Origin of the sequence: Halanaerobium salsuginis (genome assembly GCF_900114545.1) — a bacterium.
Classification (GTDB): domain Bacteria; phylum Bacillota; class Halanaerobiia; order Halanaerobiales; family Halanaerobiaceae; genus Halanaerobium; species Halanaerobium salsuginis.
Map to the genome: position 1 here is coordinate 92428 of NZ_FOTI01000002.1, position 15023 is coordinate 107450.

The following is a 15023-nucleotide window of genomic DNA, read 5'->3' on the forward strand; positions in this document are numbered from 1 at the left end:
TTCTACTGTCAATTAACCATGGTTAATCTCCTCCGAAATTTTTTGATAAATTTCATCAGATATTTCTGCCCTTAAAGCTTTCTTTAAAGAATTATTTGCCACCGCTTTATCCAGACAATCCATATTCGGGCAAATATATGCTCCTCTTCCGGGAGTTCTACCACCTGGATCAACCAGGATTTCGCTTTTATTATTAACAATTCTCAATAATTCAATCTTATCCCTTCTGGCACCACAACCCACACATTTACGAATAGGACTTCTGCTTTGCAATCTTCATCCTCCTTAGAAATTAAATGTATTAAAAAACAAATTTTTAAGCTAAACTAAGCTTAAGCTGTTAATTAAAAATTACTAATCATCAATTTCTGACTTAGATTCAGTATCAATAGCTGCCTCTGTATCTTCTGCATCTTCAAATTCAGCTAACTTATTAGTCAAAGTTGCTGCTTCTGACCTGATTTCAGCTATATTTTCAGGTATTTCAGATTCTTTTTTAATATCTACTTTCCAGCCGGTTAATTTAGCAGCCAGACGAGCATTTTGCCCTTCTTTACCAATCGCCAGAGAAAGTTGGAAATCCGGAACTACAACTTCAGCTATCTTTTCTGACTTATTAATATTAACACTAATAACCTCAGCCGGATTTAAAGCATTAGCTACAAAAACTTTGGGATCTTCATCCCACTTTACTATATCAATTTTTTCATTATTTAATTGATCAACTACCGCCTGAACTCTCATTCCTTTGGGTCCTACACATGCTCCAACCGGATCAACCTTACTGTCAGAACTTGCTACAGCCATTTTAGAACGCTGACCTGCTTCCCGGGCAATTGCTTTAATTTCTACCAATCCCTGAAAAATCTCTGGAACTTCTATTTCAAATAATCTCTTTAAAAGTCCGGGGTGAGTTCGAGAAACTAAAATTCTTGGCCCTTTATTGGTAGTACTAACTTCAACTACATATAGTTTAATTTTATTACCAATCTCATAGCGTTCTCCCGCTATTTGTTCTGACGGCGGTAAAAGAGCTTCGGTTTTACCCATATCAATTAAAATATTGTCATTATGAAAGCGCTGAATAGTTGCTGTAATTAATTCATCTTCTTTTTCTTTGAATCTATCAAAAATCACATCTCGTTCAGCTTCTCTAATTCTCTGCATAACAACCTGTTTAGCAGTTTGAGCTGCAATGCGGCCAAAATTAGCTGGAGTAACTTCTATTTCAACTATGTCTCCCAATTCAAACTTATTATCAATTTTTTGGGCTTCAGTTAAAGAAATTTCTGTATTTTCACTCTCAACTTCTGGTACGACTTCTTTCCGTGAGAACACTTTAACTTCTCCTGCAGCTGCTGTGATTTCTACCCTGACATTGTCTTTAGAGCCAAAGTCTTTTTTGTAAGCAGAAACCAGGGCAGTTTCGATTGCTTCCAGAAGTACATCTTTAGCTATACCTTTATCTTTTTCGATATCATCCAGGGCCTGAATGAACTCTAGATTCATATTAATCCCCCTCCATTAATTAAATTTCAAATGTCAAATTTGCTCTGGCAATTAAATCTTTTTTAATTTTTACTGTTTTATCTGTTTTTAGTTTAAGTAAAATTTCATTGTTTTGATAAGCTTCCAAAATACCAACAAACTCTTTTTCTCCCTTTATCTTAGCATAGGTAGTTACAGCTATTAATTCTCCCTGAAAGCGTTCAAAATCAGCTTCTGTTTTAAGTGGCCTTTCCAGACCTGGCGAAGAAACTTCAAGTATATAACTTTTATCAATTGGATCTTCTTCATCAAGAACTGCGCTTAAAGCTCGACTAACTTTTTCACACTCTTCAATAGTTAGATCACCAGCTTGATTTTCAAGAAAGATACGTAAAATCCAATCACTACCTTCTTTAATAAACTCAACATCAATTAAATTTAAATCTTCAGTGTGGGCGATTGGTAACACATAATCAGTCACTATTTCAGCAACTCTCCCCAAAAAAAACACCCCTCTTTCTTATACTATATTTTCCTAAATACTATAATAAAAGAGTGGGAAGACATCCCCACTCCTTAAAATCAACCTAACTATTTATCAAAACCGTTTCCTATATAATTCTATCACAGCTTATTTATAGTTGCAAGTTTTTGCTTTGAAAGCAGTTATAGTAATAACAGTGTGTAATTAACCTCCAAAAAGAGAAAGCTGATTCCTTTCTGGCATACCAGCAAGAGAGCCATGTTCTCTAAGCACTTCAATCACTGTTGAAGTAAGCGAAGTTCGATTGGCAAGCTCTTCAATTGAAGTAAAATCAGATTTCTGTCTTTCTACAACAACACTTTCAGCAGCACTTTTTCCTAATCCCTGTAAACTAATTAAAGGAGGTAAAAGCTGATTATCATTTATTTTAACAAAACGAGTTGCTTTTGATTTATAAATATCCACTGCTAAAAATTCTATTCCTCTAAGCATAGCTTCAAGGACAATTCTCAATACTGTTAAAGTTCCACTTTCTTTAGCAGTTAAATCATTTCCTTTAGCTTCTAATTCTTTAATAGTAAACTTTACTTTTTCTAGGCCATTACAGGCCAATTGAGCATCAAAATCATCTGCTTTTATGGAAAAATATGCTGTATAAAAAGCTGCTGGATAATGTACTTTAAAATAAGCTATCCGATAGGCCATCATAACATAAGCTGCAGCGTGTGCTTTGGGAAACATATATTTTATCTTTTTACAAGAATCAATATACCAACCAGGCACATTATTTTCTCGCATAGCTTTTTCTTCTTCATCAGATAAGCCTTTACCTTTTCTAACATGTTCCATAATCCAGAAAGCTGTTGATGGTTCCAATTTCTTTTGCAATAAATAATTCATAATATCATCCCGAACAGAGATGACCTCGGCTAATTCGGCCTGTCCTTTGCGAATTATATCTTGAGCATTATTTAACCAGACATCAGTCCCATGAGAAAGTCCACTAATCCGGATCAATTCAGCAAAAGTGGTTGGTCTGGTATCCCGCAGCATTTGCTGAACAAAAGAAGTTCCAAATTCAGGAATACCGAGTGTTCCAATATCTGTTCCTAATACTTCAGGATCAACGCCCAGATTATCTGTATTAGCAAAAATACTCATTGTATCAGGATCATCAAGTGGAATATCAGCTGGTTTAACTCCTGTCATATCTTGTAAAATACGAATAGTTGTCGGATCATCATGCCCGAGTAAGTCCAATTTTAAAATTCGACCACTAATAGAGTGATAATCAAAATGAGTTGTCCGAATATCTGTTTCTTGATCATTAGCCGGATGCTGAATTGGACTAAAATCAAAAATATTATTTGCCTTTGGTACAATCATTAAACCACCCGGATGCTGGCCAGTTGTTCTTCGTACTCCTGTACAGCCATTTACCAGTCGATCAATTTCTGCCCGTTTAACTTCTTTGTTTTTTTCATCAAGATAATTTTTAACAAAACCAAAAGCTGTACGATCAGCTATAGTAGAAATTGTTCCCGCTTTATAAACATAATCTCGGCCAAAGAATTCTTCAGTATATTTATGAATTTTGCCTTGATATTCTCCAGAAAAATTAAGATCTATATCAGGTACTTTATCACCTTTAAAACCCATAAAGACTTCAAACGGAATATCAAAACCATCTTTAATATATTTACTTCCACACTCTGGACAAACTTTATCGGGCAGATCAACTCCAGTTCCAGCTGAACCATCTTCAATAAATTCGTAATTAGAACACTCCGGACAGCGATAATGAGGCGGCAGTGGATTAACTTCAGTTATCTCGGTCATTGTTGCGACAAAGGAAGATCCAACTGACCCCCGTGAACCAACTAGATAACCATCGTCAAGTGATTTTTTTACCAACTTGTGGGCAATTAGATAAATTACAGCAAATCCATTTTCAATAATGGAGTTCAGCTCTTTTTCCAGACGATTTATAACAATTTCAGGCAGACTTTCTCCGTAAAATTGATGAGCTCTAGCATATGACATCTGTCTAATTTCTTCTTCAGCACCTTCAATTTCAGGAGTATATAGTCCATCTGGAATTGGTTTAATATTTTCAATTTCTGCTAAAATACGATTAGGATTTTTAACAACAACTTCTTCTGCAATCTCAGAACCAAAATAATCAAACTCAGCCAACATCTCAGCCGTAGTTCTAAAATAAATTGGTGGCTGCTGATCAGCATCATTAAAGCCTTGACCAGTCTGTAATATTTCGCGAAAAATACTATCTTTAGGATCAAGAAAATGGGCATCAGTAGTAGCAACAACAGGCTTATTTAACTCCTGGCCAAGCTGATATATTTTCTTATTTATTTCCTGAAGATCAGTTTTACTATTAACTTTATCTGGAATTAAAAATGCATTATTACCCAGAGGCTGCAATTCTAAATAGTCATAAAGGCGAGCAATCTTTTTAATCTCACTCTTAGGCCTATTATTAACAAAAGCCTGATAAATCTGGCCAGCTTCACAAGCTGAACCAATGATTAAACCTTCTCTATGCTGTAAAAGCTTGCTTTTTAGAATACGAGGTTTTTTATAAAAATTTTCTAAATGGGATATAGAAACTAGTTTATATAAATTTTCTAAACCAGTCTTATTCTTGGCAATAATAATTGCATGAAAAGGGCGTAAATCTTTCCAGTCGATTTTGGAAATTAAGTGATTTATCTCCATTAAACTGCTGCACTGTTCATTTTCTGCCAGCTCCAGTAAATTAGTTAAGACCTCAGCAGTTGCTACTGCATCATCAAGTGCCCGGTGATGATTTTCTAAATCAACTCCAAAATATTTAGCCAGTGTATTAAGTTTATGATTTCTACTATCTTTAACTAGGGCTCTGGCGAGACCAAGGGTATCAAGTACTGTATAATCAGATTTTTCAATTGCCAATTTTTGTAATGCAGAACGAATAAAACCATAATCAAAATCTGCGTTATGTGCTACCAAAACTCCTTGATCTGCAAAGTTAATGAAATCATTAATAACTTCTTTTAAACCTGGGGCCCCTGCAACCATACTTTGATTAATCCCGGTTATTTCTGTTATTTTAGCAGGAATTTTTACTCCTGGATCAATAAACGAATTAAACTCAGCAATTTTTTTCCCATTTTTTATTTTAACAGCTCCAATTTCAATTATTTCATGCTGAGAAGGATTAAGACCTGTAGTTTCTAAATCAAATACAACAAACTCTGTTTCTGTAAAATCAGCCGGATAAGGATTATGAATAATCGGCTCCCCATCATCAACTAAATAAGCTTCCACACCATAAATAATTTGAATACCATGTTTTTTACCCGCTTGATAAGCATCTGGAAATGCCTGCACAACTCCATGATCAGTAATTGCTATTGCTTCATGCCCCCAATCAGCAGCCCGTTTAACAACATCTTTAACATTAATTACAGAATCCATTGCACTCATCTGGGTATGAAGATGCAGTTCAACTCTTTTCTGCTCAGCAGTATCTTCACGTTCAGTTTTGGGAAGAGTAGTAAGATCATTAAAGATAATACCCCATTCTTTACTATAGGGATCAAACGCTACTTTTCCTCTTATTTTAAGATGCTGACCTTTCTTTAAATTATCTAAAAAATCGTCTTTTTCATCACTAAAAGTTTTAGCAGAAATTGAACTATCATAGTCAGTTATTTTTAAAATATAAAGATAACTGCCTTTTCTAGTTTTTCTAACTTCAATATCAAATAAGTCAGCTTCAACTATTACAGAAGGAATTTCAGTATTTAAATCTATTAAATCATGGGTTGACTGTCCTCTAATTACTCGACCATACCTTTTCGACTGCGGCCGTGATCTGCGCTTATTATGAGCAGGTGGCGCTTCTCTTTGAACAGTTTGCTGCCTATTTTGAATTTTTTCTGCTACTAAGTTCGAATTTTCTTCAATCTCAGCCAGAAAATCTCCATTATGCACAGCAACTTTTTTAATTGCTGGTAAATATTTATTAATGTTATTTTCTAAAAATTTGATTACTTTAGGCTGAGATAATTCTTTTTTTGCCATTTTAGTTTCTAATTTAAGATGAAGCTGATCATCTTCCAAAAATAGCTGAGCTCTCTTAAGCCAATTACTACTAAAAGAAAAAGAAGCTTGAAAGTTATTGATAACCTGTGGCCAAATTAAAAATAATTCTTCTTCCAGGCTTAAGTCAGTAATAATTTTAATATCATAGCCCTTTTCAGCCAGTTTTAAGTTATCTTCTATTTTAACTGCTAAATTATGATCAGCTGCATCTGCAACACAATAAACAATTTTATCTCTTTTATTACAGATTAAATATTTAGCTAAACTATTATTTTTTTGCAGAGTTAGGGCTTTAACCATTAAATATTCCTCTCTCTTTCTATATATATTCTTAAAGTTTTTTAATTTCTTTAATTAGCTCTGGTAAAAGATCACTTTCTTTTACTTTTTTAATAATTTTCCCTGATTTAAAAATTAAACCTTCATTTATACCGCCAGCAATTCCTATGTCTGCTCCTCTGGCCTCACCAGGTCCATTAACAGCACATCCCATCACAGCTACTTTTATTTCTTTATTAATTTGGCTTAACTCTCGTTCTACCTGTTCAGCTAAAGCTATCAAATCAATATTAGTCCGGCCACAGGTTGGACATGAAATAATTTCTACACCACGTCTCCTAATCCCGAGAGAGTTCAAAATTTGCCAACCCACCTTAACCTCTTCTACCGGGTCTCCAGTTAGTGAAACCCGTAGTGTATCACCCAGACCTTGAGTTAACAAAGAAGCAATCCCGGCAGCAGACTTTATTGTTCCTCGCCAGGGAGTTCCCGATTCAGTAATTCCAATATGAAAAGGATAAGCAACCTGATCTGCCATTAATTGATAAGCAGCAAGAGTTGTTGCTATATTAGTTGCTTTCAGGGAAATTACAATTTGATCAAAGTCATTAGCTTCTAGAATTCTGACATTCTCCAAAGCACTTTCAACCAACGCTTCTGCTGTTGGTCCACCATATTTTTTTAATAAACTTTTAGCCAGTGAGCCAGAATTACTGCCCACCCTAATTGGTATTTTATTTTCCCGACAGGCAATAGCCACTTCCTTGACTCTCTTTTCATTTCCAATATTACCTGGATTTATTCTTAAAGCATCAACACCATTTTCCACTGCTATTAAAGCAAGCTTATAATCAAAATGAATATCTGCTACTAAAGGCAGACTTATTTTTTCTTTTATTTTTTTTAAAGCAGCTGCAGCTTTTTTATCTGGAACTGCAACCCGGATAATTTCACAACCAGCTGCACTAAGTTTTCTAATTTGTTTTACAGTCGCTTCAACATCTTCTGTTTTAGTATTACACATTGATTGAACAGAAATTGGAGCATCTCCTCCAATTGCTTGTTTACCAAAAAATACTTTTTTACTATTTCTGCGGTTAAACATAATTCACCTCAATCTATTTTGCTAAAAATATAATTACTAATTAAAGAAGCTGCGCATAACATCCTGATAAACTATAAAAATCATCAATACAATTAAAACTGCAAATCCAATCATATGAACATAACTTTCTTTTTTGGGATCAACTGGTTTTCCTCTTAAAAGCTCAATAATTATAAATAAGATTCTTCCTCCGTCTAAGGCTGGGAAAGGCAGCAGATTAATAATTCCTAGATTAATGCTAATTACAGCTGTCCAGGTCATAACATTTAAAAGACCTGTTCTGGCAGCCTGACCAATTATAGAAGCTATCATAATCGGCCCACCTAAATCTTTAGTTGAAGCATCTTTAAAAACTTGAACAAAACCCAGAATAGTCATTTTAAATACATAATAAGTCTGATAAGCTCCCAACTTTATCGCCTTAAAAGGAGAAATTTGCTCTCTAACTAAACGAGGATAAACACCAATTACTCCCCGGCCATCTTCTTCATCAGCTCTAGTCATAACTTCTAGTTGACTAATCTGTCCATTACGCTGATAACTAATAGTTATCTTTTCTGCTGGATGACTAGCAATTATAGATGCCATATCTGACCAGCTGTTTACTTTCTGATCATCAATAGCCAGGATCTTGTCGTTAGGCCGCAAACCAGCTCGAGCTGCTGGCTGTTCCGGGATTATTTCTCCTAAAATTGCTCCCTGTTCAGTTTGAACAGGGATTCCAAAAACTGTAAATGCTAAAATAAAAATAATCAGAGCCAATAAAAAATTCATTACTGGTCCCATAAAAATTACTGCAAATCTTTTCCAGGCAGCTTTTTGAGTAAATAATCGACCAGCTGTTTTGGCTTCTTGATAAGTTTCCTGTTCTGATTCCGGCATGGTCTCATCAGCAGGAAATTCTCCTACCATATTGCAGAAACCTCCCAGAGGAATAATTCTTAATGAATAAACAGTCTCTCCCCATTGACGCGAAATAATTTTAGGACCAAACCCAAGTGCAAATTCCGAAACCATAATATCAGATTTTTTAGCAGTTATATAATGACCAAACTCGTGAATAAAGACAAGGATTCCTAGTACAATTATAAAAGAAACAAAAGTTAAAACCATTCTTTAATTACCTCCACTGCTAAACTCCTTGCTCTATGATCAGCAGCTAAAATAGCTTCTAAATCAGGTTTAGTTATGTTTTGATGTTTATCTAACACACTAGCTACAACTCTGCTGATTGCTAGAAATGGAATCTGCCCTTTTAAAAAACTAAAAACTGCTATTTCATTAGCCGCATTTAAAGCAGTTGGAAAAGTACCGCCGGCTTTACCAGCTGTATAAGCATATTTTAGAGCCGGGAATTTATCACTATCTGTCTGGTAGAATTCCAATGCTGCTACATCTGCCAATGAAAATTCTGCATGCTTATTATTTGCTTTTCTAGCCGGATAAGTTAAACAATATTGAATAGGCATTTTCATATCAGCTGGTCCCAATTCTGCTAGAATTGTACCATCGACCAGACTGATTAAAGAATGAACTACACTCTGAGGATGAACCACAGTATCTATTTTTTCATAAGGACAGTCAAAAAGCCAGTGTGCTTCAATAACTTCTAAGCCCTTATTCATCAAAGAAGCTGAATCTATAGTTATTTTACTGCCCATTTTCCAATTTGGGTGTTGTAAAGCATCTTCAACTGAAACAGATTTAAGTTCTGATTTTGAATAAGCAAAAAAAGGTCCACCTGAAGCTGTTAGTAAAATGCGATCAAGATCGGCTCGATGACCTTCTAAGAGCTGAAAGATTGCATTATGTTCACTATCAACTGGAAGTAATTTAATTCCTTTTTTGCGGACTAAATCCATTAAAATAGAGCCCCCACTGACCAGACTTTCTTTATTAGCTAAGGCAATATCATTACCAGCAGAAGCAGCAGCCAGAGAAGGTTTTAAACCAGCAAAACCTACAATAGCATTTAAAACAAGATCAACACTCTCCGCTGCTGCTGTTGTAAGTTCTGCTTGACCGCTTAAAACTTCAGTATTTGAGTCACTAAGTCTATTTTTTAAGTCGTCAGCTGCAGTTTGATCAGCTACAGCTACAAATTCAGGCTGATAAATTTTAATTTGTTTTTCTAAAAGATCAATATTCTGATTGGCAGTTAAAACTTTAACCTGCCAATTATTAAGCTGACTAATAACAGATAAAGTCTGTGTACCAACAGAACCTGTTGAGCCTAAAATACTTATCGTTTTCATTTTTCCACCTCATATAAATAAAAAATAATCTCAATTTAGTTTTTAATATTAATTAAATCAGAATCAGTAATAGCTTTAATTATTACCAAAAAAGCTGGGCCAACAATAAAACCAATTGTACCCAAAATTCTATAGCCAGCAAAAAGAGCAATCATTGTTGCTAAGGGATGCAGGCCTAAATTTTTACCCATAATCTTACCTTCAGAAGCTGATCTAACAGCTGATAAAAACACATGTAAAAAGAAGAGAGCAATAGCTTGCCCAAAATTTGATGAAAGTATTGAAATAATTATCCAGGGATAAAAAAGCAAAGCAGGTCCAATAATCGGAATTAAATCTAATAAAGCTGCGGCAGCTCCAACAATTAAAGCATATTCATTACCAATAATTTTAACTCCGATTCCAGCTATAATACCTGTAATTGAAATTAACATTAGCATTGCTCTAATATAACCAATTGCGGAAAGATTTAGCTGTGTAAAAACATTGGCGATATTTGGCTGGACATCAGCAGGAAAAAGATCAATTAAAAATTCTTTAATTACATCCCTATCTCTACTAATAAAGAAAGTGGCAATAAAAGCAATAAAAAGTATAGTAAACATACTGGGCAATTTAGTTAAAAAATCAAGTACATAATTAATTATCGAAATCAAACCATCTCTAATCCCGTTATATAAAAGCTGGAAGTTACTATTAATAGCATCTTTTATCTGCTCAGAAATATCCCAATTTTCCAGAAAAGTTTCCAGCTGGTTGTTCTGCTCAGTTAACCAGCGCAGTTGAGTGTCTAAAGAGCGATAATCCGGTAAATTATGTAACAATCTTGTTAATTCAAGATAACCCTGTGCTCCTCCAATAATAATTAAAGTTATTAAAATAACTATAACTAAAATTAAAACTATTAAAACTGAAAAGCCACGATGAAGCGGCAGTCTTTTATCAATAAAATCAACAATCGGATTAATTAAACTTGCTATTACAGCAGCTATTATAAAAGGGGTAAAATAAATAAAAACATGTTTTAAAACTATTAATCCCACCGTTAAAGCCAAAAACATGATAAAATATTTTATATACCACTTATCTAATGTCATTTTGCTCACCCCAGTAAAATGTATAAGATATAATAGGTGAATGGAGCTGTAAAAATAAAGCTATCAAACCTATCTAAAATTCCGCCATGACCAGGAAGTATATTCCCGGTGTCTTTAATTTGAAAATCTCTTTTTAAGCAAGATTCAAATAGATCCCCCATTATTGCTACTATCGGAAACAATAAAGCAAAAAATATAAAATAAAAGTTTAAAATTCCAGTTAATAAACCTACAACAATTATAAAAATAGCTGTAGTTGCTATTCCACCTATAGCTCCAGCAATAGTTTTATTAGGGCTAATTAAAGGCGCCAGAGGGCGACTGCCAAATTTCTTCCCAATAAAATAAGCTCCTGTATCAGTTAACCAGGTTGCAATTAAAACAAACCAGAGAGCTGAAGTGTTAAAAAATGGTTCAGAATTAAAATCTCGTAAAAAGACTGCAAAAGACAGTCCTCCCCCAATATAGATAATACCTAAAAATTGATAACTAATATTTTTAAAAAATTCATCTTGCTGGTAATTAGATATATTATAAAGATAAAGACAAAATAAAGTTAAAAATAAAATAGCACCATAAGGTAGATAATTATAATGATTACTAATTAAATAAGCATTAAAAACTATCAAAACAGCAGTTAGGTTTAATAAAAAATATAAAAGTTTGCTTTTCACTTCAATAATTCTAGAAAATTCTCTAATGCCAAGTATAACCAGAGCAGCAGCAGTCATAAAAAAAGTAAATGAACCTGAAAAAACAAGAATTAATAATAAAACAATTCCAATCACTGCACTAATAACTCTTTTTTTAAGCATGGTTATCACTGGCATTTAAGCCACCAAAGCGACGTTCTCTTGCTCTAAAATCAATAATTGCCTGATTAAAATCATTTTCAGTAAAATCAGGCCAAAATTTTTCAGTAAAATATAATTCAGCATAAGCAGACTGCCAGAGCAAAAAATTACTTAATCTCTGGTCTCCACCAGTTCTAATCATCAGCTCTACTTCCTTCAAATCTGAATTATATAGATATTTTGCAAAAGTAATTTCATCTATTTGTTCAGCTGAAATTTTTCCTGCCTGACTATCAGCTGAAATTTGCTTAACAGCATCAATTATTTCTGCTCTTCCCCCATAATTAAAAGCAATATTTAAAGTAAGCCCATCATTAGAACTAGATTTTGCTTCAATCTCTTCTATTTCATCTATTAACTTTTTAGTTAAAGCATTTTTACGACCTACAAAGTTAACCTTTACATTATTTGCCAGCAAATCGCTAACTTCTTCCTGCAGTGTTCTTCTCATTAAAGCAAGCAAAAAACTCACCTCAGCTTGAGGCCTTTTCCAATTTTCTGTAGAAAAAGCATATACAGTTAGCATCTTCAGCTCAATTTGAGCTGCATATTTTACAATTTTTTTAAGAGTTTTTACTCCTGCTTTATGGCCTTCACGCCGCGGTAACTGTTTTTGCTGTGCCCAGCGGCCGTTGCCATCCATGATTATTGCAACATGTTTAGGCAGATACATTAAACCATTCCTTCCAATTAACTAATTACCCCCTCAAGACAAGGGGGATTAACTTTAACTATTATATTGAAAAGACCAGACTACTTCATAGATCTGATTTTTTAATTTTAATCTAAGTATTCTTTTTTGACCAGGATTCTCTAACTGATCAATACTTTTTAATGGAGGTTTTATCTGAGTAAGGTGATAGTCCAGCTTATTTTTTTCTAAAAATTCAATTAAACTGTCCAGAGGAGCAGCTAAAAATCTTTCTGCTACAAAGTCCATCTTAAACTTCCATTAATTCTTTTTCTTTCTTTTCAACCAAATCATTGATCTTACCAATATGTTTATCAGTTAGTTCCTGAACATTTTCCAGACCACGATGCAGATTATCTTCAGAAATTTCAGCTTCTTCTTCCAACATTTCTAGTTCATCATTGGCATCTCGGCGGATAGCTCTAATTGCGACTCTCCCTTTTTCTGCTTTATCATGCAGAACTTTAACCAGTTCTTTTCTTCTTTCTTCAGTCAACTGTGGAATATTAATTCTAATTACACTACCATCATTACTCGGATTCAAACCAAGATTTTCCTGTAAAATAGCCTTCTCAATTGTTTCAATATTATTTTTATCCCAGGGCTCAATTACAATTTGTCTTGCTTCAGGCGCAACAACCTTGGCCATCTGTTGAATTGGCGTTGGAACCCCATAATTACTTGCCTTGATGTTAGCTACTAAAGAAGGACGTGCTCTTCCTGTTCTAATTGTATTTAAATCCTCTTTAGTTGATTCAATAGCTTTTTCCATCCTATTTTCAGTTTCTTTCATAACTTCTTTAAACATAATTATGCCTCCCCTAAAATATTAATTAAATAATAATTTAACTAACTGAAGTACCAATATTTTCGCCTAAAAGAACCCGCTTAATATTGCCTTCTTTTTTAACTGCAAATACTTTCAAAGGTATTTTATTATCCATACAGAGAGAAACAGCAGTAAAGTCCATTACCCTTAAAGAATTATTTAATAGATCGATATAACTGAGATGTTCATGTTTTTTAGCATCCTCATTTATTGCTGGATCAGAATCATAAATACCATCAACATTTTTTGCCATTAAAATTGCATCAGCTGAAATTTCTGCAGCCCTTAGAGCTGCTGTTGTATCAGTTGAGAAAAATGGATTACCAGTTCCAGCAGCAAAGATGACTACCCGACCTTTTTCCAGATGACGAATTGCTCTCCGTCTAATATAAGGCTCAGCTATCTGGCGCATTTCAATTGCAGATTGGACTCGAGTTTCTATATCAAATTTTTCAATAGCATCCTGTAAAGCCATTGCATTAATAACTGTTGCCAGCATCCCCATGTAATCTGCAGTGCCGCGGTCCATCCCTTTAGCACTACCGGCAATACCTCTAAAAATATTACCTCCACCAACTACAACTGCCATTTCTACAGCGGTTGATTTAACAACATCACTAATTTCAGCAGCTATTTTTTTTATCATTACAGGGTCAATTCCAAAACCATTATTCCCTGCCAGAGCTTCACCACTAATTTTCAGCAGTATTCTTGAGTAAACTGGTTTTTCTGTCATTATTTAATTAACCTCCATTAAATATTATTCTCTAATCTTTAGCTAATTCCTTTATTTATTAAAAACAAATTTACTTAAAAAAAGAGAACACTACTGCCAGTGCTCTCTTTTTAATTATTATTGATTTTTTGTTACAGCAGCTACCTCGGAAGCAAAATCTTCTTCCTTTTTCTCAATTCCCTCACCAATTTCAAAGCGAGCAAATTGTTTAACTTCCATCCCATTCTCAGCAAGAATATCAGCAACTGTTTTATCATCATCTCTAACAAAAGGCTGTTCCAGCAAGCAGACTTGAGTATAATATTTATTAATCTTACCGTCTACAATTTGATCAATGATTTTTTCCGGTTTACCCTCATTAACCATCTGTTCATGATAAATTTTCTTTTCTTTAGCAATTGCTTCTGCATCAACTGAATCACGATCTAAAAATTCAGGATTAATAGCGGCAATATGCATTGCAATATCTTTAGCTGTTTGTTCATTTGCTTCATCATATTCGCCAGCAAAATCAACTAAAACACCAATTTTACCGCCAAGATGAATATAGCCATACAAATAACCATCAGTTTCAAATTTGGCAAATCTTCTTAAATTGATATTTTCACCAATGTTTGCAATTGCAGACTTAATAATATCATTAACTGTCTTACTATCATCTTTAAACCATTTTTCTGCACTAACAGCTTCAACATCTTCACTTGTGCTCTGCATTAAATGTTCTGAGATATCAGAAACTAGATTTTGAAAATTTTCGTTTTTAGCTACAAAATCAGTTTCAGAATTAACTTCAACCAAAATACCTTTTTGATGGTCTTCAGTTATATTTAAACTTACCAGACCTTCAGCAGCGACTCTGCCAGCTTTTTTAGCTGCAGCGGCCATTCCTTTTTCCCGTAAATGTTCAACAGCTGCTTCAATATCTCCATCAACAGCATTAAGTGCTTTTTTACAATCAAGTACTCCAGCACCGGTACGGGAACGAAGTTCTTTAATATCTTTCATTGTAACACCCATTTATTGAAAAACCTCCTTTTAAGATTAACTTAATTTATCGAATCTATTTAGTTCAATCAAGCTTCAGAATTTAACTTTAAT

At 34.0% G+C, this 15023-nt stretch carries 14 protein-coding genes; all 14 read right to left on the reverse strand.

Annotated elements, in window-relative coordinates:
• Positions 1 to 12 precede the first annotated feature (12 nt).
• The 14 genes from rnpM to tsf all read right to left on the reverse strand — a co-directional run bounded on the left by rnpM (position 13) and on the right by tsf (position 14942).
• Entirely contained in the window at positions 13 to 273 is a 261-nt protein-coding gene (gene rnpM / locus BMZ74_RS01415) for an RNase P modulator RnpM (RefSeq protein WP_089858503.1), read from the reverse strand.
• A gap of 81 nt (positions 274 to 354) precedes the next feature.
• Positions 355 to 1509 (reverse strand): transcription termination factor NusA, encoded by a 1155-nt coding sequence (nusA, locus tag BMZ74_RS01420; RefSeq protein WP_089858506.1) that lies wholly within the window; start codon positions 1507 to 1509, stop codon positions 355 to 357.
• Between the two features lie 19 nt (positions 1510 to 1528).
• A complete protein-coding gene (locus BMZ74_RS01425; protein WP_089858510.1) occupies positions 1529 to 1999 on the reverse strand; it encodes a ribosome maturation factor RimP in 471 nt (156 codons plus the stop codon).
• Between the two features lie 177 nt (positions 2000 to 2176).
• Entirely contained in the window at positions 2177 to 6379 is a 4203-nt protein-coding gene (locus tag BMZ74_RS01430; RefSeq protein ID WP_089858512.1) for a PolC-type DNA polymerase III, read from the reverse strand.
• Between the two features lie 31 nt (positions 6380 to 6410).
• Positions 6411 to 7463 (reverse strand): flavodoxin-dependent (E)-4-hydroxy-3-methylbut-2-enyl-diphosphate synthase, encoded by a 1053-nt coding sequence (ispG, locus tag BMZ74_RS01435; RefSeq protein WP_089858513.1) that lies wholly within the window; start codon positions 7461 to 7463, stop codon positions 6411 to 6413.
• A gap of 36 nt (positions 7464 to 7499) precedes the next feature.
• Entirely contained in the window at positions 7500 to 8576 is a 1077-nt protein-coding gene (rseP, locus tag BMZ74_RS01440) for an RIP metalloprotease RseP (RefSeq protein WP_089858515.1), read from the reverse strand.
• A complete protein-coding gene (locus tag BMZ74_RS01445; RefSeq protein WP_089858518.1) occupies positions 8567 to 9718 on the reverse strand; it encodes a 1-deoxy-D-xylulose-5-phosphate reductoisomerase in 1152 nt (383 codons plus the stop codon). The genes rseP and BMZ74_RS01445 overlap by 10 nt, the downstream gene beginning before the upstream one ends.
• Positions 9719 to 9753: 35 nt before the next feature.
• Positions 9754 to 10815, reverse strand: coding sequence for a sporulation integral membrane protein YtvI (ytvI, locus tag BMZ74_RS01450; protein ID WP_089858520.1), 1062 nt, complete (start codon positions 10813 to 10815; stop codon positions 9754 to 9756).
• A gap of 5 nt (positions 10816 to 10820) precedes the next feature.
• Positions 10821 to 11645, reverse strand: a complete 825-nt coding sequence (locus tag BMZ74_RS01455) for a phosphatidate cytidylyltransferase (protein WP_089858523.1) — start codon at positions 11643 to 11645, stop codon at positions 10821 to 10823.
• Positions 11623 to 12342: an undecaprenyl pyrophosphate synthase gene (locus BMZ74_RS01460; protein ID WP_089858526.1), complete on the reverse strand. Its 720-nt coding sequence runs from the start codon at positions 12340 to 12342 to the stop codon at positions 11623 to 11625. The genes BMZ74_RS01455 and BMZ74_RS01460 overlap by 23 nt, the downstream gene beginning before the upstream one ends.
• A 54-nt stretch (positions 12343 to 12396) precedes the next feature.
• The gene (locus BMZ74_RS01465; RefSeq protein ID WP_089858529.1) at positions 12397 to 12609 is read right to left on the reverse strand and encodes a hypothetical protein; all 213 of its coding nucleotides are present in this window, start codon (positions 12607 to 12609) and stop codon (positions 12397 to 12399) included.
• Position 12610: 1 nt separating this feature from the next.
• Positions 12611 to 13168, reverse strand: coding sequence for a ribosome recycling factor (frr, locus tag BMZ74_RS01470; protein ID WP_089858530.1), 558 nt, complete (start codon positions 13166 to 13168; stop codon positions 12611 to 12613).
• Between the two features lie 37 nt (positions 13169 to 13205).
• A complete protein-coding gene (pyrH, locus tag BMZ74_RS01475; RefSeq protein ID WP_089858532.1) occupies positions 13206 to 13925 on the reverse strand; it encodes a UMP kinase in 720 nt (239 codons plus the stop codon).
• 117 nt (positions 13926 to 14042) lie between these two features.
• Positions 14043 to 14942, reverse strand: a complete 900-nt coding sequence (tsf, locus tag BMZ74_RS01480) for a translation elongation factor Ts (RefSeq protein ID WP_089858535.1) — start codon at positions 14940 to 14942, stop codon at positions 14043 to 14045.
• Between the last annotated feature and the right edge of the window lie 81 nt (positions 14943 to 15023).

Coding starts and splice junctions, on each gene's coding strand:
- nusA (WP_089858506.1), bottom strand. CDS start 1,509: ATGAATCTAGAGTTCATTCAGGCCCTGGATGATATCGAAAAAGATAAA.
- BMZ74_RS01460 (WP_089858526.1), bottom strand. CDS start 12,342: ATGTATCTGCCTAAACATGTTGCAATAATCATGGATGGCAACGGCCGC.
- rseP (WP_089858515.1), bottom strand. CDS start 8,576: ATGGTTTTAACTTTTGTTTCTTTTATAATTGTACTAGGAATCCTTGTC.
- tsf (WP_089858535.1), bottom strand. CDS start 14,942: ATGGGTGTTACAATGAAAGATATTAAAGAACTTCGTTCCCGTACCGGT.
- BMZ74_RS01455 (WP_089858523.1), bottom strand. CDS start 11,645: ATGCCAGTGATAACCATGCTTAAAAAAAGAGTTATTAGTGCAGTGATT.
- ytvI (WP_089858520.1), bottom strand. CDS start 10,815: ATGACATTAGATAAGTGGTATATAAAATATTTTATCATGTTTTTGGCT.
- pyrH (WP_089858532.1), bottom strand. CDS start 13,925: ATGACAGAAAAACCAGTTTACTCAAGAATACTGCTGAAAATTAGTGGT.
- frr (WP_089858530.1), bottom strand. CDS start 13,168: ATGTTTAAAGAAGTTATGAAAGAAACTGAAAATAGGATGGAAAAAGCT.
- BMZ74_RS01465 (WP_089858529.1), bottom strand. CDS start 12,609: ATGGACTTTGTAGCAGAAAGATTTTTAGCTGCTCCTCTGGACAGTTTA.
- ispG (WP_089858513.1), bottom strand. CDS start 7,463: ATGTTTAACCGCAGAAATAGTAAAAAAGTATTTTTTGGTAAACAAGCA.
- BMZ74_RS01445 (WP_089858518.1), bottom strand. CDS start 9,718: ATGAAAACGATAAGTATTTTAGGCTCAACAGGTTCTGTTGGTACACAG.
- BMZ74_RS01430 (WP_089858512.1), bottom strand. CDS start 6,379: ATGGTTAAAGCCCTAACTCTGCAAAAAAATAATAGTTTAGCTAAATAT.